This window comes from Pseudomonas sp. LFM046, from assembly GCF_000949385.2.
Lineage (GTDB): Bacteria > Pseudomonadota > Gammaproteobacteria > Pseudomonadales > Pseudomonadaceae > Metapseudomonas.
The window spans coordinates 684758-706206 of record NZ_JYKO02000001.1; the positions used below are offsets into that span (position 1 = coordinate 684758).

Sequence of the window (21449 nt, forward strand, 5' to 3'; positions counted from 1 at the left end):
GGCCGTTGGGGTCGGACTCGGAATCAGCGAGCAGGATACTCGTTCAGGACGCTCAGCTTGCCACCCTGGGCGACGCCGATCACCTGGTAGGCATCGACGCGATCACCCATCTCCATGCCGGGCGAGCCGACGGGCATGCCGGGCACGGCGGCGCCCAGCAGGTCGGGGCGTTCACGCAGCTTCAGCACGTCGCTGACCGGTACATGGCCTTCGACGAATTTGCCGTCCACGACGCCGGTGTGGCAGGAGCCGAGCTGATAGGGCACGCCGACGCGCATCTTCACGGCGGCCATGTCGGTTTCCTCGTGGTCACGGACCTGGATGCCGTTGTCCCGCAGGTAGCTGATCCAGTCCTTGCAGCAGCTGCAGTTGGGGTCGCGGTAGACATCCATGGTGATGGGCTCGGCGGCTTGGGCGAGGCCAGCGAGCAGGGTGGTCAACAGGAGGAGGGATCGCATGTGAGGCTCCTTGCGTCATGCCGTTCGGGAAATGGGGAGGCAGCATAGCGCCGTGCCGACCGAGGCCCAATCGAAGCTCTGTTTCAGAGTGTTGTGGGGAGCCTATGCTCATTTCTGCACTTCCCACGAGACCAGGCGATGCTCTTCACCCGCATCTTGCTCGGCCTGCAGGCCCTGATCCTGACCGTCCTCGGGTTGGCCTACTTCATCCGTCCCGAGCAGATGGCCGGCCTCAGCGGCACGCTGCTGATGGACGCCTCGGCGGTTACCCACGCGCGAGCCTGGTACGGCTGCCTGCCACTGGGGCTGGCCGCCTTCCTCCTGTTGTCCCAGCTGCGCCTGCAACTGGCACGGGCGGCGCTGGATCTGCTGGTGCTGCTCTACATGGCGCTGGCCCTGGGGCGGGTCAGCGGACTCTGGCTGGATGGCGGCCTGGGGCAGACCTTCAACCTCTATGCGCTGCTGTTCGAGGTGGTCTCGGCGGGGCTGGCCTTTGCGGCGCTGCGCAAGCTGGATGGCGCGTAGGGCGCGGCGTCCGGCCCCTCTCCCGTGCTGGAAGAGGGGCGGGGTGAGCGTCAGCGGCGTTCCAGCAGGACGCCGGACTCCATGTGGTGGGTGTAGGGGAACTGGTCGAACAGGGCGCAGCGCACGACGCGGTGGGTGTCGCTGAGCTGCTGGATGTTCGCCGCCAGGGTCTCCGGGTTGCAGGAGATATAGAGGATGCGGTCGAAGCGGCGGGTCAGTTCGCAGGTGTCCGGGTCCATGCCGGCGCGGGGCGGGTCGACGAACACGTTGCCGAACGCGTAGCCCTTGAGGTCGATCCCGGCCAGGCGGCGGAAGGGACGAACCTCGTTCAGCGCCTCGGTCAGTTCCTCGGCGGACAGGCGCACCAGGGTGACGTTATCCACCGCGTTGTCGGCCAGGTTGGCCAGCGCGGCGTTCACCGAGGTCTTGCTGATCTCGGTGGCGAGCACCTTGCGCACCCGGGTGGCCAGGGGCAGGGTGAAGTTGCCATTGCCACAGTAGAGCTCCAGCAGGTCGTCCTGGCGATCGCCCAGCACATCGAAGGCCCAGCCCAGCATCTTCTGGTTCACCTCGCCGTTGGGCTGGGTGAAGGCACCTTCCGGCTGGCGATAGCGGAACAGGCGGCCGGCGACCGTCAGCGCTTCCTCGACATAGTCGCGGCCGATGACGATGCGCTTGCCTTTCGAGCGGCCCACCAGACTCACGCCCAGTTCGGCGGCGAGTTTTTCGGCCTCGGCCTGCCAGGCCTCGTCCAGCGGACGGTGGTAGCAGAGGGTGATCAGCGCATCGCCCGCCAGGGTGGTGAGGAACTCCACCTGGAACAGCTTGAACGACAGCACCTTGCTCGCCTGCCAGCCGGCTTTCAGACGCGGCATCAGTTCATTGATGCGGCGGCTGGCGATGGGGAAGTCCTCGATCAGCACCGGGGTGAACTTGTCGCCGGCCTCGAACATGGCGTAGTGGCGGTTTTCGTTGCCGGTCTCGCGCCACAGGCGGAACTCGGCGCGCAGGCGGTAGTGCTCGCGGGGGGACTCGAAGACTTCCGGTTCCGGTGCATCGAAGGGTGCCAGCAGCGCCTTCAGGCGCTGCGTCTTCTCGGCGAGCTGGGCGGCGTAGGCCGCCGGGTCGAACTGGGGACGACTCATCAGTGGAAGTAACCCATCTTGATAACGAAGAGCACGGCCAGGATCACCAGCGCCGGGCTGAGCTCCTTGAAGCGGCCAGCCAGGGTCTTGATCGCGGCCCAGGCGATGAAGCCGAAGGCGATACCGTCGGCAATGGAGTAGGTGAAGGGCATGGCCAGGGTGGTGATCAGCACCGGCGCGGCGGTGGTCAGGTCGTGCCAGTCGATCTCGGCGAGGCCGGACGCCATCAGCACGGCGACGAAGAACAGCGCCGGGGCGGTGGCGAAGGCCGGCACGCTGCCCGCCAGCGGCGAGAGGAACAGGGCCAGGAGGAACAGCACGGCCACGGTCAGGGCGGTAAGGCCGGTGCGGCCACCGGCGCTGACGCCCGCGGCGGATTCGATGTAGCTGGTGGTGGTGGAGGTGCCCAGCAGAGAACCGCCCATGGCCGCGGTGGAGTCGGCGATCAGGGCGCGGCCCATCTTCGGCATGTAACCGTCGGCGCGCATCAGCCCGGCCTTCTTGGCCACGGCGATGAGGGTGCCGGAGTTGTCGAACAGGTCGACGAAGAGGAAGGCGAAGATCACGCTCACCAGGCCGATTTCAAGGGCACCCTTGATGTCCAGCTGGAGGAAGGTGGGGACCAGCGACGGCGGTGCGGAGAAGATGCCGCCGAACTGGGAGACGCCCAGGGCAATGCCGACGACGGTCACGCTGAGGATGCCGATCAGTACCGCGCCGGTGACCTTGCGTGCTTCCAGGGCGACGATCAGGAAGAAGCCGAGCACGGCGAGGATGGGCTCGGGCTTGGTCAGGTCGCCGACGGTCAGCATGGTCACCGGGTGGGCGGCGACGATGCCGGACTTCTGCAGGGCGATCAGTGCCAGGAACAGGCCGATGCCGGCAGCGATGGCGGAACGCAGCTCCAGCGGGATGCTGTTGATGATCCACTCACGGATCTTGAAGATCGACAGCAGGAAGAACATGCAGGCGGAGATGAACACGGCGCCCAGTGCCACCTGCCAGGTATGGCCCATGTGCAGGACCACGGTGTAGGTGAAGAAGGCGTTCAGGCCCATGCCGGGCGCCAGGGCGATGGGGTAGTTGGCGATCAGCGCCATGATGGTCGAGCCGATGGCGGCGGCCAGGCAGGTGGCGACGAACACCGCCCCCTTGTCCATGCCGGTTTCGCCGAGGATGGCCGGGTTGACGAACAGGATGTAGGCCATCGTCAGGAAGGTCGTCAGCCCCGCCAGGATCTCGGTGCGCACATTGGTGTCATGTGCCTTTAGTTGAAACAGCTTCTCCAGCATGTTTTGGCTCCCCGTGACGCACTGCGTCGTTGTCATTCAGCTGGCAAAAAGCAAAGCACAATTGCACGGCGCGCGCGGGCGCCATGGACTTTTCTCTGCCAGTCTGGAAAAAGGCGCGCATCATACCAGCTCACCCCGGAGCGGTGAATTTATGACCGGACGGACAGCTTCGGTTTCCGCGAACAGGAGAACAGCCATGCATACCCAGCCCCATCCCCTGGCCCTGGTTGCCGTCGCCGAAGGCGTGGAAGACCTGGAAACCGTGACCCTGATCGACGTGCTGCGGCGTGCCGAGGTGAAGACCGTAGTGGCCAGCATCGAGACCCGGCGCATGATCACCCTGGCCCGTGGCACCCGCCTGACTGCCGACACCATGCTGCTGGACGTTCTGGCCCAGGAATACGACCTGATCGTCCTGCCCGGCGGCATGCCCGGCGCCCAGCGCCTGGGTGAGCATGAGCCGCTGGCCGAGAAGGTCCGCGAACAGGCCAAGGCCGGGCGCTTCTTCGCCGCCATCTGTGCCTCTCCGGCCATGGCCCTGCAACCCTATGGCGTGCTGCGCCAGCGGCGCATGACCTGCTACCCGTCCTTCAGCGACCGCCTGTCCGGCTGCACTTACGTCGACCAGCCGGTGGTGGTGGACGGCAACTGCATCACCGCCCAGGGACCGGGCTCCGCCCTGGCCTTCGCCCTGACGCTGGTGGAGCAGTTGTGCGGCAAGGCCAAGCGCAATGAGATCGCGAAGGCGATGCTGGTGGGGTAAGGGCGACGGTTTATCTGTAGGGGCGAATTCATTCGCCAAGGGCGGCACAGCCGCCCCCGATGTATTGCAGGGCAGCCCTCGGCCTGCTTGGCGAATGAATTCGCCCCTACAAGGGTTCACGCCCAGGGAGGACTCAGTGCAGCTTGTCCCGCTTGGCCAGGCTCGGGAACAGCTTCATCCACACCCCGGTCACCAGCAGCGTACCCACGCCGCCCATGACCACCGCCGGCACGGTGCCGAACCAGGCCGCAGTGACCCCGGATTCGAATTCCCCCAACTGGTTGGAAGCGCCGATGAACAGCCCATTCACCGCGCTGACCCGGCCGCGCATCTCGTCCGGGGTGTGCAGCTGCACGAAGGCGCCGCGGATCACCATGCTGATCATGTCGGCCGCGCCGAGCACGGCCAGGACTGCCAGGGAGAACCAGAAGGAAGTCGAGAGGCCGAAGGCGATGGTGGTCACGCCGAACACCCCCACCGAGGTGAACATGATCCGCCCCACGTTGCGCTCGATAGGGAAGCGCGCCAGCCAGAAGGACATCAGCAACGCCCCCACCGCCGGTGCCGAGCGCAGCAGGCCCAGGCCCCAGGGGCCGGTGAGCAGGATGTCCTTGGCGAACACCGGGAGCAGGGCGGTGGCGCCGCCCAGCAGCACGGCGAAGAGGTCCAGGGAGATGGCGCCGAGGATGTCCGGGCGGCTGCGGATGAAACGGATGCCTGCCAGCAGGGAGTCCAGGCTGGCGCGCTGACCATTGGCCGGCTGCTGCCGGCTGTTCAGCCCCAGCATCAGGGCGCAGGCCGCGAGGTAGAGCACCGCTGTCGGGCCATAGACCCACAGGCTGCCGAAGGCATAGAGCAGGCCGCCCAGGGCCGGCGCGACGATGGTGGCTGCCTGCATGGCCGACGCGGAGGCGGCCACGGCGCGGGGGAAGAGTTCGGTGGGAACTACGTTGGGCAGTAGCGCCTGGGTCGCTGGCATCTCGAAGGCGCGGGCGGCGCCGAGGAGGAAGGCCATCAGGAAGATCAGTTCGCGGCTGGCGTTGTCAGTGGCGCTGGCGAACACCAGCACCCCGGCCACCAGGGCCTGCAGCACCTGGCAGACAGCCGCGACGCGGCGGCGGTCGAAGCGGTCGGCCACGTGCCCGGTGTGCAGCATGAAGAGCACGCGGGGCAGGAATTCCACCAGGCCCACCAGGCCGAGGTCGAGCACGTCGCCGGTGAGGGCGTAGATATGCCAGCCGATGGCGACCGTGATCATCTGGAAGCCGCTTGCCGTACAGACGCGCGCGAACCAGAAGGCCAGGAATGGACGATGGTGACGTAGAAGGGTGGCCTGGGACATATCCGAAAATGCTTAGGCTGCTATCGATGGCGCAGCCTAGCACGCCCGCTGAAACATGCGGTTGCATTTACCGAACGAAGCGTTCGATCAGCGAGTCGCCCTGCTCAAATTTCTGACTGAAAGGACAACTTTACCGTTGTATGTGTTGGAGATTTCGTTAAAATTTGACCGCCAAGTCAGGTCACCTCCCCCGACTATTCTTATTGCGGCCCTTCTCCAAGGAAGGGCCGACAACCGTTTATTGCACAAAAATTGGGTTCGGCTACGGTCGGCCCAGGAGAAACGGGTATGTCCACTCCTGAACTATCCCGCCGCGCCTTCCTGCAAGGCAGCGTCGTCGCCGGTATCGGCATCACCCTCGCCCCCCTGGGCAGCAAGGCGTTCGCCGCGCTGTTCGAGGAAAAGGTCACCATCTCCCCGGAAACCTGGTACACCGCCGGTGGCCAGGCCCGTGGGCGGATCGATGGCGTCAGCAAGGTCTGCGGCGGCAAGGTGTTTGCCCGCGATATCCGTGCCAAGGACATGCCCGGCTGGCCCCGGCAACAGGGCCACGCGCTGTTGATCAAGGCGACCCGCGCCGACCACCTCTACCAGGGCATCGACCTGTCCATGCTGGGCGACGAACTGAAGCCCGACCGGGTGGTGACCGCCGTTGACCTGGTGAAGGACGGCATCGCCTTCCCCGAAGCCCACAGCCCCGACCCTTTCCTGCCGGAAGGCCAGGTGCCCATGTTCATCGGCCATCCGGTGGCCATGCTGATCTGGAAGGACTTCGACCGCTACCGCCGGGCCAAGAACATCCTCAAGTTCAACGAGAAGGTCGTGCGTTACGGTGCCCAGGCGCCGCTCTTCCAGCGCGATCCCTATGGCAGCTTCCGCTTCGTCCGTGTCGGCGGCGCCACGCCCTTCGAGCCGGACACTTTCTCCAGCCTGAAGGACAGCATGCTGTTCCCGCTGATCCGCGAGCGCAAACCCGTGTGGGGGGCCGGCAACCCGGCGGGCGACCTGACCGCCCAGGGCATCTACTACGCCGAGCAGATGCAGCAGAAATTGGAAAATCCGCCGGAAGGCTGGATGGTCTTCGACGAGCGCTTCACCACCCAGTCCGTCGAGCCGGCCGCCCTGGAAGCGGACAACGGCAACGGCTGGTATGACCCGGCCACCGGCACCCTGCATTTCGTGGTGGCCACCCAGTGCCCCTTCGAAGCGGCAGAACAGACCGCCCATATGCTGGCGCCGTCGCGCTTCAAGGTGCAGAAGCTGAACATGCACCCCGGCTACACCGTGGGTTACGGCTCCAAGGACAACAACATCTTCGTCTTCTACGCCGCCCTGGCCGCCATCTACGGCGAGGGTGTGCCGGTGCGCCTGGCCAATGACCGCTACGAGCAGTTCCAGAGCGGCATCAAGCGCCACCCCTTCGACATGCACTACCAGCTGGCGGTGAAGAAGGACGACCTGTCGTTCCAGATCTTCCGCGCGCACATGGATGCCGACGGTGGCGGCCGCATCAACTACAGCCCCTCCGTGGCCGCCGTGGGCGCCACCGCCGCGCAGTCCATCTACTACCTGCCGCAGAGCGACCTGGCCGCCACCGCCTACTACTCCCGTGGCGTCGAGGCTGGCTCCATGCGCGGCTACGGCACCCTGCAGACCATGGCCGCCACCGAAATGATGGTGGATGACGTGGCCCAGCGCCTGGGCGTGGACGCCATCGAGCTGCGCAAGAAGAACGTCTTCAAGTCCGGCATGAAGAACACCCAGGGCGCGATCCCCGCCGGTGCCCTGCGCCTGGACGAAATCCTCGACAAGGCCGCGCAGCACGAGGTCTGGAAGAACCGCGACGCGCGCAAGCGCGAGCAGGAGGCCAAGGACCCGGACAACTACTACGGCGTCGGCTTCGCCATCTGCCAGAAGGACTTCGGCACTGGCTCCGAATCGCCCATGGCGAGCCTGGAGTTCACCGCCGAAGGCCGCGTGAAGCTGCGTCAGATCGCCATCGACATGGGCACCGGCATGGCCACGTCCCAGGCCCTTTTGGTGGCCGACTACCTGGGCCGCCCGGCTGATGAGATCCGCACCGGCGAGACCGAATGGGCCGAGCTGGCGCTGACCACCAGCGGCAACCCCTACCTGATCAGCCAGGCCGAGCAGGACGCCGCCCTGAAGAACCCGCGTTGGGTCGGCAAGCTGGCCTCGCCGTCTTCCGCCACCAACTCGGCCTATTACACCGGCCACGGCACCCGCGAAGCCGCGCGCATCCTCTTCAACCACGGCCTCTGGCCGGCGGCCCTGGCGATCTGGGGGCGCGGCGAGTATGGCGGCCTGGCCAACCCCTACGTGGTGCGCCGCGAGGACGCCAACTGGGTGGAGGGCAAGCTGACCGCCAGCGGTTTGCCGCCGATTCCGTTCGAATTGCTGGCCCACAAGGCCCATGAACTGGGCCTGGTCACCGGCGTCAGCGTCCACGGTTTCAACCGCTGGTCCTGGGCTTCGGGCGAATTCGACATCGACGGTCGTCGCGAAACCGTGCCCCTGGACGCGGTGGCGGTGAAGTACGGCGACGGTGCCCCCGAGGCGAAGAAGGCGAAGATGACCAGCCACGGCTTCCACCTGCTGGACCGCGCTTCCGTCCACTACCCGCCGACCCAGCTGAACAACGCCATGGTCACCTACTACAGCCCGGTGGCGACCCTGGTGGAAGTGAAAGTGAACAAGGGCAGCGGCGAGGCGCGGGTGATCAATCACCACTCCTGGCTGGAGTGCGGCCGGGTCATCGTGCCCGAGCTGGTGCGCGGCCAGTTGGAAGGCGGCATTGCCATGGGCATCGGTCACGCCTTGCTGGAAGAGATGCCGAAGTACGAAGGCGGCCCCGGCGAGGGCACCTGGAACTTCAACCGCTATCAGCTGCCGCGCGCCAAGGACTGCGCCGTCTGGACCCAGACCGCCGAAATCCTCCCGCCGCTGTCGCCCAGCGACCCGGCCAAGGGCATTGCCGAAGTGGTGATGATCCCCGTGGTCGGCGCCATCGTGAACGCCGTGGCCCACGCCACCGGCAAGCGCCTGCGCGACCTTCCCCTGACTCCGGCCCGCATCAAGGAGGCCCTCCATGGCTAAGCGCGCCCTCAGCATGACCATCAACGGCCAGGCCGTCGGTCCCTTCACCGTGGACGACGACCTGATGATGATCGAATTCCTCCACGAGTACCTGAACCTCACCGGCTCGCGCCTGGGCTGCGGCCAGGGCGTCTGCCACGCCTGCGTGGCGATCCTCGACAAGCCCGACGGCACCAGCGAGGAAATCCGCACCTGCATCACCGGCGCGCACTTCTTCGACGGCAAGAAGGTGCGCACCATCGAAGGCCACGCCAAGCGCGATGCCAAGGGTGAGGTGACCGAGCTGAACCCGATCCAGCAGAAGTTCATCGACAAGTTCGCCTTCCAGTGCAGCTACTGCACCCCCGGCTACGTCAACGCCGCCACCGTGCTGGTGGAAAAGCTCCAGCGCCAGCCGGTCAAGCGCAGCGAACTGGAAGGGGAGATCGAGAACGCCCTGGGCAAGCACATCTGCCGCTGCACCGGCTATGTCCGCTACTACAGCGCCGCGCGCGATGTGGTGGAGGGTCTGGGCCTGGTGAAGGAGGGTTGAGGATGCGCGCACTTCTCCTCGCGGCCCTGCTGCTGCCCGTGGCCGCCCAGGCCAAGGAACAGCCGGCGGACCAGGCGCAGATCGAGCGTGGCAAGTACCTGGCCCGCGCCGCCGACTGCGTGGCCTGCCACAGCGTCGAAGGCGGCGCCGAGTACGCCGGTGGCCTGCCGCTGGTGTCGCCGTTCGGCACCATCTACGGCACCAACATCACCCCGGACAAGGAGCACGGCATCGGTCATTACAGCGCCGACGACTTCTTCAAGGCGGTGACCCAGGGCGAGCGCCGGGACGGCAGCAAGCTCTACCCGGCCATGCCGTACACGTCCTACCACCTGCTCAAGCGGGAGGATTCCGATGCCATTTACGCCTACCTGATGAGCCTTGATCCCATTGCCAAGCCGAGTCCGAAGACCGACCTGGCCTTCCCCTTCAACGTGCGATTCGGCATGACCTTCTGGAACATGCTCTACAAGAATCGCGTGCAGCTGCAGCCGGGGGATGGCAAGGGTGAGGAGTGGCAGCGCGGCCAGTACCTGGTGGAAGTGCTCGGCCACTGCGGCGAGTGCCACACCCCGCGCAACGCGGTCGGTGCCCTGCAACAGGACCAGCGCCTCACCGGCGGTGTGATCCTCGGCTACGAGGCGCCCAGTTTGCTGGCCAAGGACCTCGCCGAGCGCGGCTGGACCACCGGCGACCTGACCACCTTCCTCAAGCACGGCATCAGCGACCAGGGTTCGGTGTTCAACGAGATGTACCCGGTGCTGCACCACAGCACCCAGTTCCTGCCGGTCGACGATCACCGCGCCATGGCCGTCTACCTGCTGGGCGAGGAGGCGCCGGCGCCGCGCAAGATCGCTGCGTTGACCGAGGACAAGCTGGGCGAAAGCGCCCAGCGCGGACGCCAGAACTACCTCAACGTCTGTGCCGGCTGCCACGGTGCGTCGGGCGAGGGCGTGCCCCATGTGGCCGTGGCGATGAACGGCAACACTACCCTGCGCCTGGCGGATTCGCGCAACCTGCTGCGGGTGATCGACGACGGCATTCGCGAGCAGCAGTTCGGCGGTTTCGAGCGGATGCAGCCGATGCCCGGCTTCAGGGATAAACTCGACGACGGCCAGATGCGCGACCTGCTCAACTACCTGCGCCAGACCTGGGGCGGCCTCGAATCCGAGGTGGGCCCGGAGCGGGTGGCGGAGCTGCGCGGCGAAGCCCAGTCCCACTGACAGCTTGTAAAGGCGAATCCCCGATGCAACACCTTGATCTGCTGGTGGTGCGCAAGGCCCTGGAGTGGTCCAGGGCCGGTGAGCGCGTGTGGCTCTGCACCGTCCTTGCGACCTACGGCTCAGCACCTCGCGCGCCGGGTTCGCTGCTGGCGGCGACCGCGTCCGGGCACTGGATCGGTTCGTTATCCGGCGGCTGCGTGGAGGATGACTTCCTCGAGCGCCTGGCCGCCGGCGCGTTCCCTGAGCCCGTGCAACTGGTGCGCTACGGTGATGGCAGCGACGAGCGCTCGCAGATCCGTCTGCCCTGTGGCGGCGTGCTGGAAGTGCTGGTGGAGAACCTGCCCTCCGATTGCGACGTCCAGGCCCACCTGCGCGAGCTGGAAAGCGCCCTCGCCGGCCAGCGCCGGCTGATCCGCGAACTCTCGTTGCCGGACGGTACGCGCAGGTTGCTGCCGGATCACGAGCAGGGGCCAAAGGTGGAGCGCGAGGGCAATCTGTTACGCCTGCGCATCGGCGCCGCCCAGCGGCTGCTGCTGGCGGGCTATTCCACGGTGGCCCAGGTGTGCGCGGAGTTCGGCCAGAGCCTGGGCTTCGAAGTGGTGCTCTGCGACCCTCGTGACGAGGTGCTCCAGGGGGTCGAATTGCCGGGGGTGGAGATTCGACGCGAACTGCCCTCCGAGTTCATCCGCCAGGGCGGTTGCCACGCCGACACGGCGGTGGTGGCCCTGACCCACGACCCGAAGATCGACGACCTCGCCATGATCGAGGCCGTACGCACCGAGGCCTTCTATATCGGCGTGATGGGCTCCATGGCCACCAGCACCAAACGGATGGAGCGCCTGCGCCGCGTGGGCGGCCTGAACGAGGCGGAGCTCGCCCGCATCATCGCGCCCATCGGCCTCAACCTGGGCAGCAAGACCCCCTCCGAAATCGCGTTGGCCGTGCTGGCGGATATTCTGCGGGTGCGCAATGGGATTGCTCGGGAAAAGATTTGACCAGTCGAAATCAATCGCCCCTACAGAGACGGAATTCGCCCCCACAATGTCCGTGTCTGCGATGGCAATCCGGAGCTGACTGATGCCCACCGTCCCCGCCCTGATCCTCGCCGCCGGCTTCGGCTCCCGCTTTGGCAGCGACAAGCGTCGCGCGGCCTTGTCCGATGGCCGCACGCTGCTGGCGGCCAGCCTGCAGAGCGCGCTGCGGGTGTTCGACGAGGTGCATCTGGTCCTGCGTCCTGAAGATGACCCAGTGGCGCTGGGCTTGCCCGAGGGCTGCAACATCATCCGCTGCGAAGAGGCGACGCAGGGCATGGGCCATAGCCTGGCCGCCGGCGTGCGGGCTCTGTCGAGCGGGACGGGAGACGCCATCGCCGTGGTGCTGGGCGATATGCCCTGGATCGCCGAAACCAGCCTGCGGGCCTTGGTGGCGAAGGCCTCGGCGGAGCGCATCGTCTTTCCCGTCCATCACGACGAGCGCGGCCACCCGGTGCTGTTCGGCCGCGACTTCTGGCCCGAACTGCAACAACTGACCGGCGACGGAGGCGCCCGCTGCGTGCTGCGCGCCCATGCCTCCGCCTGGGTGGCGGTGGGGGTGGATGATCCGGGCGTGCTGCGGGATGTGGATTCGCCCGAGGCGCTGGATTCGTAGGGTGGATCGCGCTTCATCGATCCACCATCGATGTTCGGCCTGGCTTCGCTGGTGGATATGAAAAGCGATATCCACCCTACGGCTCTGTGCGTCGGTGCGCATGGCGCACCCTAGGGTCGGGCTTCGTGCGTCCTGTTCAACGCCTGCGGCGGCCGGTCGCGCGGCAACCTGTCGCGCGGCAACGAACCACAGAATCCCGCGCGCGCGAACCGGCTAATCTCTAGGCATTGCTTGATCCGCGTCAAAACCTCCGGTGCGGATCTGTGAAGGGCCGACCTGGCTCTTCATCCACCCGTAGCGGCCCCCGACCTAAAAGAATAATTGCGCCCGGCCTGCGTCCTCCATCCAATGGAGTCGAGCGGGGCGCGTGCCCGTATCAACCTGATTAGAGGATTCGCCATGTTCGGATTGGAGGCTCTCGATCTCGCCCGAATGCAGTTCGCCTTCACCGTGTCCTTCCACATCATCTTCCCGGCCATCACCATCGGCCTGGCGAGCTACCTCGCCGTGCTGGAAGGCCTGTGGCTGAAGACCGGGCAGGAGGTCTACCGCGACCTCTACCACTTCTGGTCGAAGATCTTCGCCGTCAACTTCGGCATGGGCGTGGTGTCGGGCCTGGTCATGGCCTACCAGTTCGGTACCAACTGGAGCGCCTTTTCCGACTTCGCCGGCGCCGTCACCGGGCCGCTGCTGACCTACGAGGTGCTCACTGCCTTCTTCCTCGAAGCAGGCTTCCTCGGCGTCATGCTGTTCGGCTGGAACCGCGTGGGCCCGAGCCTGCATTTCTTCGCCACGGTCATGGTGGCCATCGGCACCATCATCTCGACCTTCTGGATCCTCGCGTCCAACAGCTGGATGCAGACCCCGCAAGGCTACGAGATCATCGACGGCCGTGTGGTGCCGGTGGATTGGCTGGCGGTAGTGTTCAACCCGTCCTTCCCCTACCGCCTGCTGCACATGGCCACCGCCGCCTTCCTCTCCACCGCCTTCTTCGTCGGCGCCTCGGCCGCCTGGCACTTGCTGCGCGGTCGCGATAACCCGGCAATCCGCAAGATGCTGTCCATGGCCATGTGGATGGCCCTGATCGTTGCGCCGGTACAGGCCTTCATCGGCGACTTGCACGGCCTCAACACCCTCAAGCACCAGCCGGTGAAGATCGCCGCGATGGAAGGTCACTGGGACAACAGCCACGGTGAAGCCACGCCGCTGATCCTCTTCGGCTGGCCGGACATGGAGCGTGAGGAAACCCGCTTCAAGGTCGAGATTCCCTACCTTGGCAGCCTCATCCTGACCCACAGCCTGGACAAGCAGGTGCCGGCGCTGAAGGAGTTCCCGAAAGAAGACCGTCCCAACTCCACCGTGGTGTTCTGGTCCTTCCGCATCATGGTCGCCCTGGGGATGCTGATGATCCTGGTGGGCCTCTGGAGCCTGTGGCTGCGCTGGCGCGGCGGGTTGTTCCGCTCGCGGCCGTTCCTCCACCTCTGCCTGTGGATGGGGCCGTCCGGGCTGATCGCGCTCCTCGCCGGCTGGTTCACCACCGAGATGGGCCGCCAGCCCTGGGTGGTCTACGGGCTGATGCGCACCACAGACGCCGTGTCCAACCACAGCGTGGCCCAGATGAGCCTGACCCTGGTGAGCTTCGTGGTGGTGTACTTCGTGCTCTTCGGCGCGGGCCTCGGCTACATGATGCGCCTGGTGCGCAAGGGCCCGGTCACCGACGAAGGCAAGGAGCAGGGCACTGGTGGCCCCGGCCAGCACCGCACCCCCGCCCGCCCGCTCTCGGCGACCGAAGAGGGCATGGACGATGACGACAACGCTGCAACCCTGCCGAGGACCTGAACCATGGGCGTCGACCTTTCACTGATCTGGGCCATCATCATCATCTTCGGCGTGATGATGTATGTGGTGATGGACGGTTTCGACCTCGGAATCGGCATCCTCTTCCCCTTCGTCAAGGATGACGGCGAGCGCGACGTGATGATGAACACCGTCGCGCCGGTCTGGGACGGCAACGAGACCTGGCTGATCCTGGGCGGCGCGGGCCTGTTCGGCGCGTTCCCGCTGGCCTACTCGGCGGTGCTTTCGGCCCTCTACCTGCCGCTGATCTTCATGCTGCTGGGCCTGATCTTCCGGGGCGTGGCCTTCGAGTTCCGCTTCAAGGCCAAGCCGGCCAAGCGTCACCTGTGGGACAAGGCCTTCATCGGCGGCTCCATCGCCGCCACCTTCTTCCAGGGCGTCGCCCTGGGCGCCTACATCGAAGGCATTCCGGTAGTGAACCGCGTCTTTACCGGCGGCTCGCTGGATTGGCTGGCGCCGTTCCCGTTGTTCTGCGGCCTGGGCCTGATCGCCGCCTACGCGCTGCTGGGCTGCACCTGGCTGATCCTGAAGACCGAAGGCCGCCTGCAACAGCAGATGCACGACCTGGCGCGTCCGCTGGTGCTGGCGCTGCTGGGCATCACCGGCATCGTCAGCATCTGGACCCCGCTGGCCCACGCCGAGATCGCCGAGCGCTGGTTCAGCCTGCCCAACCTGTTCTGGTTCATGCCGGTGCCGATCCTGGTGCTGGTGTGCACCTGGGCGCTGCTGCGCGCCGTGGCCAACAACGCTCACCACGCGCCGTTCGTGCTGACCCTGGTGCTGATCTTCCTGGGTTACAGCGGCCTCGGCATCAGCCTCTGGCCCAACGTGATCCCGCCGTCCATCTCCATCTGGGACGCGGCGGCGCCGCCGCAGAGCCAGGGCTTCATGCTGGTGGGCGCGCTGTTCATCATCCCCTTCATCCTGATGTACACGGCCTGGAGCTACTACGTGTTCCGCGGCAAGGTGCGGGTGGAAGATGGCTACCACTAACGGGAGTGGCGTCATGGGCGAGCCGGAACAGAAACCCCTGTGGCAACGCCTGGGCTGGCTAGTGGGCATCTGGACCCTCAGCGTGCTGAGTCTGGGCGTGGTGGCCTACCTGCTGCGGATGGTGATGGCGGCGGCGGGGTTGAGTACGCACTGAGCTTTTCTCCCCTCTCCCTCCGGGAGAGGGGCCGGGGGAGAGGGGTGCTGAGACTCGCTCGAATTTCGGGGGTAACTACGTTGCCCTTCGCGAATGAATTCGCCCCCACAAGGTTTCCTGCAAACCCCTGCGTTACTTGCTCGCCTTCAACACCACGAACTTCGGCGTCGCAGCCACCTGATCCACCCCCCGGAACAGGCGCTTGAGCTTGGCGTGGTAGCCCAGGTGGCGGTTGCCCACGATCCACAGCTCGCCGCCTTTCACCAGCGCATTGCGGGCCTGCACGAACATGCGCCAGGCGAGGAGGTCGCCCACCACCTGCTGTTGGTGGAAGGGCGGGTTGCACAGCACCAGGTCCAGCGAATGCGCGGGCTGTTCGGCCAGGCCGTCGCCGGCACGAATGTCCGCCGGGCGTTCGCCGAGGGCCGCGCGCCAGTTTTCCCGGGCCGACTGCACCGCCATATAGGACTCATCCACCAGCGTCATTTCCGCCTGCGGGTTGGCCAGGGCGTAGGCGATGCCGAGGACGCCGTTGCCGCAGCCCAGGTCCGCCGCGCGGACGTTCGCCAGGCTGCGGGGCAGGTGCGGGAGGAAGGCACGGGTGCCGATATCCAGGCCTTCGCGGCAGAAGACGTTGGCGTGGTTGATCAGCGTCAGGCGCGGTTGGTCCAGCTGGTAGCGGGTGGGGTAGGGCGAGGTGATCGCCGGCTTCTGTTCGGGCGTGGCGATCAGCAAGCGGGCCTTCTTCACCGCCAGCGATGGCTGCATCGGGCCGATGTATTTCGTCAGCAGGTCACCGGCGGCGTGGGGCAGGTGTTTGACCATGCCCGCGGCCACGACCGAAGCGCAAGGCGCCAGCTGGCCCTGCAGGCGGATCAGCTGTTCTTCCAGCAGGGCCAGGGTCTTGGGGACGCGGATCAGCACATGGTCGAAGGGGCCAATGGCCACCTCGCTGGCCGGGACGAAGCGCACGCGATCCGCCGTCAGTCCATTGCGCGCCAGATTGCGCTCGAGGCCCAGGTGGCCCAGGTGGGAATCGCCGCTGCTGGTGACCTGCGCATGGGAGGCCAGGCTGGCAGCGAGGGCGCCGAAGCTGTCGTTCAGCACCAGGATTCGGGTCGCTGCCGCGATGCCTTGCTCATGCAGGTGGTTGAGCAGGTATTCGTCGGCGGCGTCGAAGGCTTGCAGCGGGTCGTCCTGCTGCTCGGGCTGACGGATCAGGTCAAGCTGGGCAAAAGGCGTAGCAAATATAGGCATAAGAACCGGCGGTGTTTCTGAAGGCCGCTTTGCGAGAAACTGAGGCGGTCTTCGAGCGAATCGGAAGAGGATGGGAGCGGAGTATGACCGCCAGCGAAGAGAAGTTCACCCGTCAGACCCTGCTGGACGTGCAGACACTGACGCCCAGCCTGTTCACCCTGCGCACCACCCGCGACGCGGGCTTCCGCTTCCGCGCCGGGCAGTTTGCTCGCCTGGGAGTGACCAAGGCTGACGGCAGCACGGTCTGGCGCGCCTATTCCATGGTTTCGGCGCCCCACGACGAGCACCTGGAGTTCTTCTCCATCGTCGTGCCGGAAGGCGAATTCACCAGTGAGCTGTCCCGGCTGAAGGAAGGCGACACGCTGATGGTGGACAAGCAATCGTTCGGCTTCCTCACCCTCGATCGCTTCATCGACGGGCGAGACCTCTGGCTCTTGGCCACGGGCACAGGCCTGGCGCCTTTCCTGTCGATCCTGCAGGACCTGGAAGTCTGGGAACGCTTCGAGCGCATCATCCTGGTCTACAGCGTGCGCCACGCCGCCGAGCTGGCGTATCAGCCGATGATCCACTCGCTGAAAGACCTGGAATACCTCGAAGGCGTCGAGGACAAGCTCATCTATGTGCCGGTGGTGACCCGCGAAGAAGTGCCCGGCGCGCTGCACGGGCGCATCACCACTCTTATCGAGAACGGTGAACTGGAGCGCACCGTCGGCTTCGAGCTGACCCCCGAACACGCCCGCGTGATGCTCTGCGGAAACCCGCAGATGATCGACGACACCCGCGCCGTGCTGAAGCAGCGCGACATGCACCTGAGCCTGAGCCGCCGGCCGGGGCAGGTGGCGGTGGAGAATTACTGGTAGGAGGCTCCGGGCTGAGGCGGATGCTTTGGTAGTTTGGGTCGGCCGGCGTTCCGCGAGCTTGCGAAACCTATCAATCCCACAGCATGGGTTTCGCTCCGCTCTACCCATCCTACGAATTGCCCTCCGATTCACGCCTCCATTTCTATCCGGCTTTCGCAACTCCCATCACACCTTCCCGGACAGCTGCACCCCGTGCTGCTGCGGCCGGTGGCGCGTTCCATGCGGCGGGCCACCGGTTCGTCATCGGCGAAGGGCAGCATGGTCGCTTCGTCGATCTGCCGTTGGCTCCTGCCGCCCAGGCTGGCCTGGGTGGCGAGGTAGAAGAAGGTCGCAGCGGCCAGGCTGAGCAGGGCGTAGGCGCTTTCGCTATCCATGGGCCACCGCCTGCGGCACGGCTTCGGTGGCGCGGGCGTCGCCCACGCGCACGGTGCGCCAGGTGTTCCAGGCCATCAGCAGCATGCCGGTGACGAAGAAGATGCCGCCGACCATGCGCACCACAAAGCCCGGATGGCTGGCCTCCAGCGCCTCTACGAAGGAATAGGTGAGGGTGCCGTCCTCGTTCACCGCACGCCACATCAGGCCCTGGGTGATGCCATTGACCCACATGGAGGCGATGTAGAGCACGGTGCCGATGGTGGCCAGCCAGAAGTGGGCGTTGATCAGACCGGTGCTGTGCATCTGCGTGCGGCCCCAGAGGCGTGGGATCAGGTGGTAGAGCGAGCCGATGGTGATCATCGCGACCCAGCCCAGCGCCCCGGCGTGCACGTGGCCGATGGTCCAGTCGGTGTAGTGGGAGAGGGCGTTGACGGTCTTGATGGCCATCATCGGGCCTTCGAAGGTGGACATGCCGTAGAAGGCCAGGGACACCACCAGGAAACGCAGGATCGGGTCGTCGCGCAGCTTATGCCAGGCCCCGGAGAGGGTCATCATGCCGTTGATCATGCCGCCCCAGGACGGTGCCAGCAGGATGATCGACATCACCATGCCGAGGGACTGGGCCCAGTCCGGCAGGGCGGTGTAGTGCAGGTGGTGTGGGCCGGCCCAGATGTAGAGGGTGATCAGCGCCCAGAAATGCACGATGGACAGGCGGTAGGAATACACCGGGCGCCCGGCCTGCTTGGGAATGAAGTAGTACATCATCCCGAGGAAGCCCGTGGTCAGGAAGAAGCCCACGGCGTTGTGCCCGTACCACCACTGCACCATGGCGTCGGTGGCGCCGGCATAGACCGAGTAGGACTTGAACCAGCTCACCGGAATGGCCAGGTGGTTGACGATGTGCAGCATCGCGGTGACCACGATGAAGGCGCCGAAGAACCAGTTGCCCACGTAGATGTGTTTGGTCTTGCGCTTGACGATGGTGCCGAAGAACACCACCGCGTAGGCGATCCAGATGATCCCCATCCACACTGCGCCGGTGAACTCCACTTCGGCGTATTCCTTGGTGGTGGTCAGGCCCTGGGGCAGGGTGACCAGCAGGATCACCACCAGCGCCTGCCAGCCCCAGAAGGTGAAGGCCGCAAGCCCGCCACCGAACAGGCGCGCCTGGCAGGTGCGTTGCACGGTGTAATAGCTGGTGGCGAACAGCGCGCTGCCGCCGAAGGCGAAGATCACCAGGTTGGTGTGCAGCGGGCGCAGGCGGCCAAAGCTGGTCCAGGGCAGGTCGAAATTCAGCGCTGGCCAGACGAGCTGGGAAGCGATGAACACACCCATGCCCATGCCGACGATGCCCCAGACCAGGGTCATCAGGACGAACTGGCGGACCACCTTGTAGTCGTAGGTCGGTTCCGGAATTGCGGTGTTCATGTGCGGGCCTTTCAGTTGGGAAGACTGAGCGGTTGCCACTCTAGAAAGGTCGCTGCAAAGGAAACAGACTCAGATTGTCTGGCTTTTTAGGGCTCAGATTTGTCGCGGACGCACCTGATGTAGGAGCGAGCTCTGCTCTTGAACAGGGCCACTTCGCGAGCAGAGCTCGCTCCTACGACGGTAATCGTGCGTCTGTCTGATATGGCTTTTTGCGTCAGATCTGGCGCTGTTTATTCGTGGCCCCGCTGGCGATAGTGACGCCTCCGCCCGCCTTGCTGGAGCCTTCGATGTACCGATACGACGACTACGACCGCGCCCTGGTGCAGGAGCGCGTCGAACAGTTCCGCGACCAGGTGGCGCGGCGCCTCAATGGCGAATTGTCCGAGGAGGAGTTCCTCCCGCTGCGCCTGCAGAACGGCCTGTACCTGCAGAAGCATGCCTACATGCTGCGGGTCGCCATTCCCTACGGCACCCTGTCGTCGAACCAGCTGCGCTGCCTGGCGCGCATCGCCCGCGAACACGATCGCGGCTACGGCCATTTCACCACCCGGCAGAACATCCAGTTCAACTGGATCGAACTGGCCGAAGTGCCGGACATCCTCCAGCAACTGGCCGAGGTGGAGATGCATGCGATCCAGACCTCCGGCAACTGCGTGCGCAACATCACCACCGAAGCCTTCGCCGGGGTGGCCGCCGACGAGTTGCTGGACCCGCGCCCGCTGGCGGAAATCCTCCGCCAGTGGTCCACCATCAACCCGGAATTCCTCTTCCTGCCGCGCAAATTCAAGATCGCCCTCTGCTCCGCCGAGGAGGACCGCGCCGCCGTGCAGATGCACGACATCGGTCTCTACCTGTACCGCGACGCAGCGGGCGAAATGCGCCTGCGGGTGATGGTGGGCGGCGGTCTCGGGCGTACTCCGATCCTCAGCCAGCAGATCCGCGACGGCCTGCACTGGCGCCATCTGCTGTCCTATGTCGAAGCCATCCTGCGGGTCTACAACCGCCACGGCCGGCGCGACAACAAGTACAAGGCGCGGATCAAGATCCTGGTGAAGGCGCTGGGCATCGAGGCGTTCGCCCGCGAGGTGGAGGCCGAATGGCAGCACCTCAAGGACGGCCCTGCCGAGTTGACCGAGGACGAGTATCAGCGCGTTGCCGTCAGCTTCGATGCGCCGTCCTACGCGCATCTGGACGACGTCGACCTCGACTTCGGCAGCCATCTGGCACGGGACCCGGCATTCGCTCGTTGGTGCGCGCGCAACCTGCAGCCGCACAAGGTGCCGGGCTATGCCGCTGTGGTGCTGTCCACCAAGCCGGGGCCGGATGCGCCGCCCGGCGACGTGACCGCCGCACAAATGGAGGCGGTGGCCGAGTGGGCCGAGCGCTTCGGTTTCGGTGAAATCCGCATCGCCCACGAACAGAACCTGGTGCTGCCGGATGTGCGCAAAGCCGACCTGCACAGCCTCTGGCTGCTGGCGTGCGAGCAGGGGCTGGCGACCGCCAACATCGGTCTGCTCACTGACATCATTGCCTGCCCGGGAGGCGACTACTGCTCCCTGGCCAACGCCAAGTCCATCCCCATCGCTCAGGCCATTCAGGCACGCTTCCCCGACCCGGTGGCGTTGCAGGAACTGGGTGAGCTGAGCCTGAACATCTCCGGCTGCATGAACGCCTGCGGCCACCACCACATCGGCAATATCGGCATTCTTGGTGTGGATAAGGGCGGCAGCGAGTGGTACCAGATCACCCTCGGCGGCGCCCAGGGCATGGACAGCGAGCTGGGCAAGGTCATCGGCCCGTCCTTCAGCGCCGAAGAAGTGCCGGATGTGATCGAGAAGGTGGTGGACACCTTCCGCGACTACCGAGAGCCGGAGGAGCGCTTCGTCGACACGGTGCGGCGCATCGGCCTGGAACCCTTCAAGGAACGGGTCTATGCGAAGGCGGAGGTGCCGGCATGAACAACCTGATCAAGTTGATGGACGGCCAGGCTCGCCTGGTGGAGGACCCCTGGACCCTGCTGCGCGAGACGCAGGAGCCGCTGCCTTCCGGGCCGCTGATCCTGCCGCTGGCGCTCTGGCGCGAGGGGGACGGCCTGCTGCTTCAGCCGGACGACGACGTGGAGGCGCTGGCGCCGCTTTCCGAAGGGTTGCCGCTGATCGCCATCGACTTCCCCAGCTTTCGCGATGGCCGTGGCTACAGCCAGGCCTACCTGCTGCGCACCCGCCTGGGCTGGCGCGGCGAGCTGCGGGCGGTGGGGGATGTGTTGCGGGACCAGCTCAGCCACATGCGCCAATGTGGCTTCGATGCCTTTGCCGTGCGCGAGGACAAATCCGCCGAGGACGCGCTGAAGGGATTGGCCGGCGTGAGTGTGCTCTATGGCCGCTCGGTGATAGAGCCGAGGCCCTTGTATCGTCGCCGGTAAGAGATTTCATACATGATTGGTAAAAATTCCTGGCTTAAAGCGGGTGATTTTCTGACCTA

Annotated in this window: 20 protein-coding genes; 13 read left to right on the forward strand and 7 right to left on the reverse strand. The window is 65.8% G+C overall.

Translation table 11 applies throughout. The annotated features are described in order from the left end of the window. Positions 1-23 precede the first annotated feature (23 nt). Positions 24-458, reverse strand: a complete 435-nt coding sequence (locus tag TQ98_RS03275; RefSeq protein ID WP_044872238.1) for a DUF411 domain-containing protein — start codon at positions 456-458, stop codon at positions 24-26. A 138-nt stretch (positions 459-596) separates the two neighbouring features. On the opposite strand from TQ98_RS03275, the gene TQ98_RS03280 reads away from it, so the two are divergent. After that, positions 597-983: a DUF4345 domain-containing protein gene (locus TQ98_RS03280; protein ID WP_044872237.1), complete on the forward strand. Its 387-nt coding sequence runs from the start codon at positions 597-599 to the stop codon at positions 981-983. Between the two features lie 50 nt (positions 984-1033). On the opposite strand, the gene trmA is transcribed toward TQ98_RS03280, so the two are convergent. Next, positions 1034-2128 (reverse strand): tRNA (uridine(54)-C5)-methyltransferase TrmA, encoded by a 1095-nt coding sequence (gene trmA, locus TQ98_RS03285; RefSeq protein WP_044872236.1) that lies wholly within the window; start codon positions 2126-2128, stop codon positions 1034-1036. Further along, positions 2128-3420 carry an NCS2 family permease gene (locus TQ98_RS03290; protein WP_103102863.1) on the reverse strand — a complete coding sequence of 431 codons (1293 nt, stop codon included), beginning with the start codon at positions 3418-3420 and terminating at the stop codon, positions 2128-2130. Before TQ98_RS03290 ends, trmA begins: the two co-directional genes overlap by 1 nt. Before the next feature lie 196 nt (positions 3421-3616). Here TQ98_RS03290 and TQ98_RS03295 point away from each other — a divergent pair, with 196 nt between their 5' ends. Beyond that, a complete protein-coding gene (locus TQ98_RS03295; protein ID WP_044872233.1) occupies positions 3617-4183 on the forward strand; it encodes a DJ-1 family glyoxalase III in 567 nt (188 codons plus the stop codon). Positions 4184-4316: 133 nt separating this feature from the next. Here the strand turns inward: TQ98_RS03295 and TQ98_RS03300 are convergent, their stop codons facing one another. Next, a complete protein-coding gene (locus TQ98_RS03300) occupies positions 4317-5525 on the reverse strand; it encodes an MFS transporter (RefSeq protein WP_044872232.1) in 1209 nt (402 codons plus the stop codon). A gap of 288 nt (positions 5526-5813) precedes the next feature. On the opposite strand from TQ98_RS03300, the gene TQ98_RS03305 reads away from it, so the two are divergent. The 8 genes from TQ98_RS03305 to TQ98_RS03340 all read left to right on the forward strand — a co-directional run bounded on the left by TQ98_RS03305 (position 5814) and on the right by TQ98_RS03340 (position 15048). Then, the gene (locus TQ98_RS03305) at positions 5814-8642 is read left to right on the forward strand and encodes a xanthine dehydrogenase family protein molybdopterin-binding subunit (protein ID WP_044872231.1); all 2829 of its coding nucleotides are present in this window, start codon (positions 5814-5816) and stop codon (positions 8640-8642) included. Next, positions 8635-9174, forward strand: a complete 540-nt coding sequence (locus tag TQ98_RS03310) for a (2Fe-2S)-binding protein (protein ID WP_044872230.1) — start codon at positions 8635-8637, stop codon at positions 9172-9174. Before TQ98_RS03305 ends, TQ98_RS03310 begins: the two co-directional genes overlap by 8 nt. A 2-nt stretch (positions 9175-9176) precedes the next feature. After that, positions 9177-10397, forward strand: a complete 1221-nt coding sequence (locus TQ98_RS03315; RefSeq protein WP_044872229.1) for a cytochrome c — start codon at positions 9177-9179, stop codon at positions 10395-10397. Between the two features lie 23 nt (positions 10398-10420). Then, positions 10421-11392, forward strand: a complete 972-nt coding sequence (locus tag TQ98_RS03320; protein WP_044872228.1) for an XdhC family protein — start codon at positions 10421-10423, stop codon at positions 11390-11392. Positions 11393-11474: 82 nt separating this feature from the next. Then, complete coding sequence (locus TQ98_RS03325; protein ID WP_044872227.1) at positions 11475-12044, forward strand: nucleotidyltransferase family protein; 570 nt, start codon at positions 11475-11477, stop codon at positions 12042-12044. 399 nt (positions 12045-12443) lie between these two features. Continuing rightward, positions 12444-13883, forward strand: a complete 1440-nt coding sequence (locus TQ98_RS03330; RefSeq protein ID WP_044872226.1) for a cytochrome ubiquinol oxidase subunit I — start codon at positions 12444-12446, stop codon at positions 13881-13883. 3 nt (positions 13884-13886) lie between these two features. Then, a complete protein-coding gene (cydB, locus tag TQ98_RS03335; protein ID WP_044872225.1) occupies positions 13887-14894 on the forward strand; it encodes a cytochrome d ubiquinol oxidase subunit II in 1008 nt (335 codons plus the stop codon). 13 nt (positions 14895-14907) lie between these two features. After that, on the forward strand, positions 14908-15048 hold the full coding sequence (locus TQ98_RS03340; RefSeq protein ID WP_044872224.1) for a DUF2474 domain-containing protein: 141 nt from the start codon (positions 14908-14910) through the stop codon (positions 15046-15048). A gap of 132 nt (positions 15049-15180) precedes the next feature. Here TQ98_RS03340 and TQ98_RS03345 read toward each other — a convergent pair whose 3' ends face one another. After that, positions 15181-16305, reverse strand: a complete 1125-nt coding sequence (locus TQ98_RS03345; protein WP_044872223.1) for a class I SAM-dependent methyltransferase — start codon at positions 16303-16305, stop codon at positions 15181-15183. A gap of 83 nt (positions 16306-16388) precedes the next feature. On the opposite strand from TQ98_RS03345, the gene TQ98_RS03350 reads away from it, so the two are divergent. Beyond that, a complete protein-coding gene (locus tag TQ98_RS03350) occupies positions 16389-17165 on the forward strand; it encodes a ferredoxin--NADP reductase (protein WP_044872222.1) in 777 nt (258 codons plus the stop codon). Positions 17166-17293: 128 nt separating this feature from the next. Here TQ98_RS03350 and TQ98_RS03355 read toward each other — a convergent pair whose 3' ends face one another. Then, complete coding sequence (locus TQ98_RS03355; RefSeq protein WP_103102864.1) at positions 17294-17539, reverse strand: cytochrome Cbb oxidase CcoQ; 246 nt, start codon at positions 17537-17539, stop codon at positions 17294-17296. After that, positions 17532-18968 carry a cytochrome-c oxidase, cbb3-type subunit I gene (gene ccoN, locus TQ98_RS03360; RefSeq protein ID WP_044872221.1) on the reverse strand — a complete coding sequence of 479 codons (1437 nt, stop codon included), beginning with the start codon at positions 18966-18968 and terminating at the stop codon, positions 17532-17534. Before ccoN ends, TQ98_RS03355 begins: the two co-directional genes overlap by 8 nt. A gap of 287 nt (positions 18969-19255) precedes the next feature. Here ccoN and TQ98_RS03365 point away from each other — a divergent pair, with 287 nt between their 5' ends. Both TQ98_RS03365 and TQ98_RS03370 read left to right on the forward strand, forming a co-directional pair. After that, entirely contained in the window at positions 19256-20926 is a 1671-nt protein-coding gene (locus TQ98_RS03365) for a nitrite/sulfite reductase (RefSeq protein WP_044872220.1), read from the forward strand. Beyond that, on the forward strand, positions 20923-21390 hold the full coding sequence (locus tag TQ98_RS03370) for a DUF934 domain-containing protein (protein ID WP_044872219.1): 468 nt from the start codon (positions 20923-20925) through the stop codon (positions 21388-21390). Before TQ98_RS03365 ends, TQ98_RS03370 begins: the two co-directional genes overlap by 4 nt. The last annotated feature ends 59 nt before the right edge of the window (positions 21391-21449 follow it).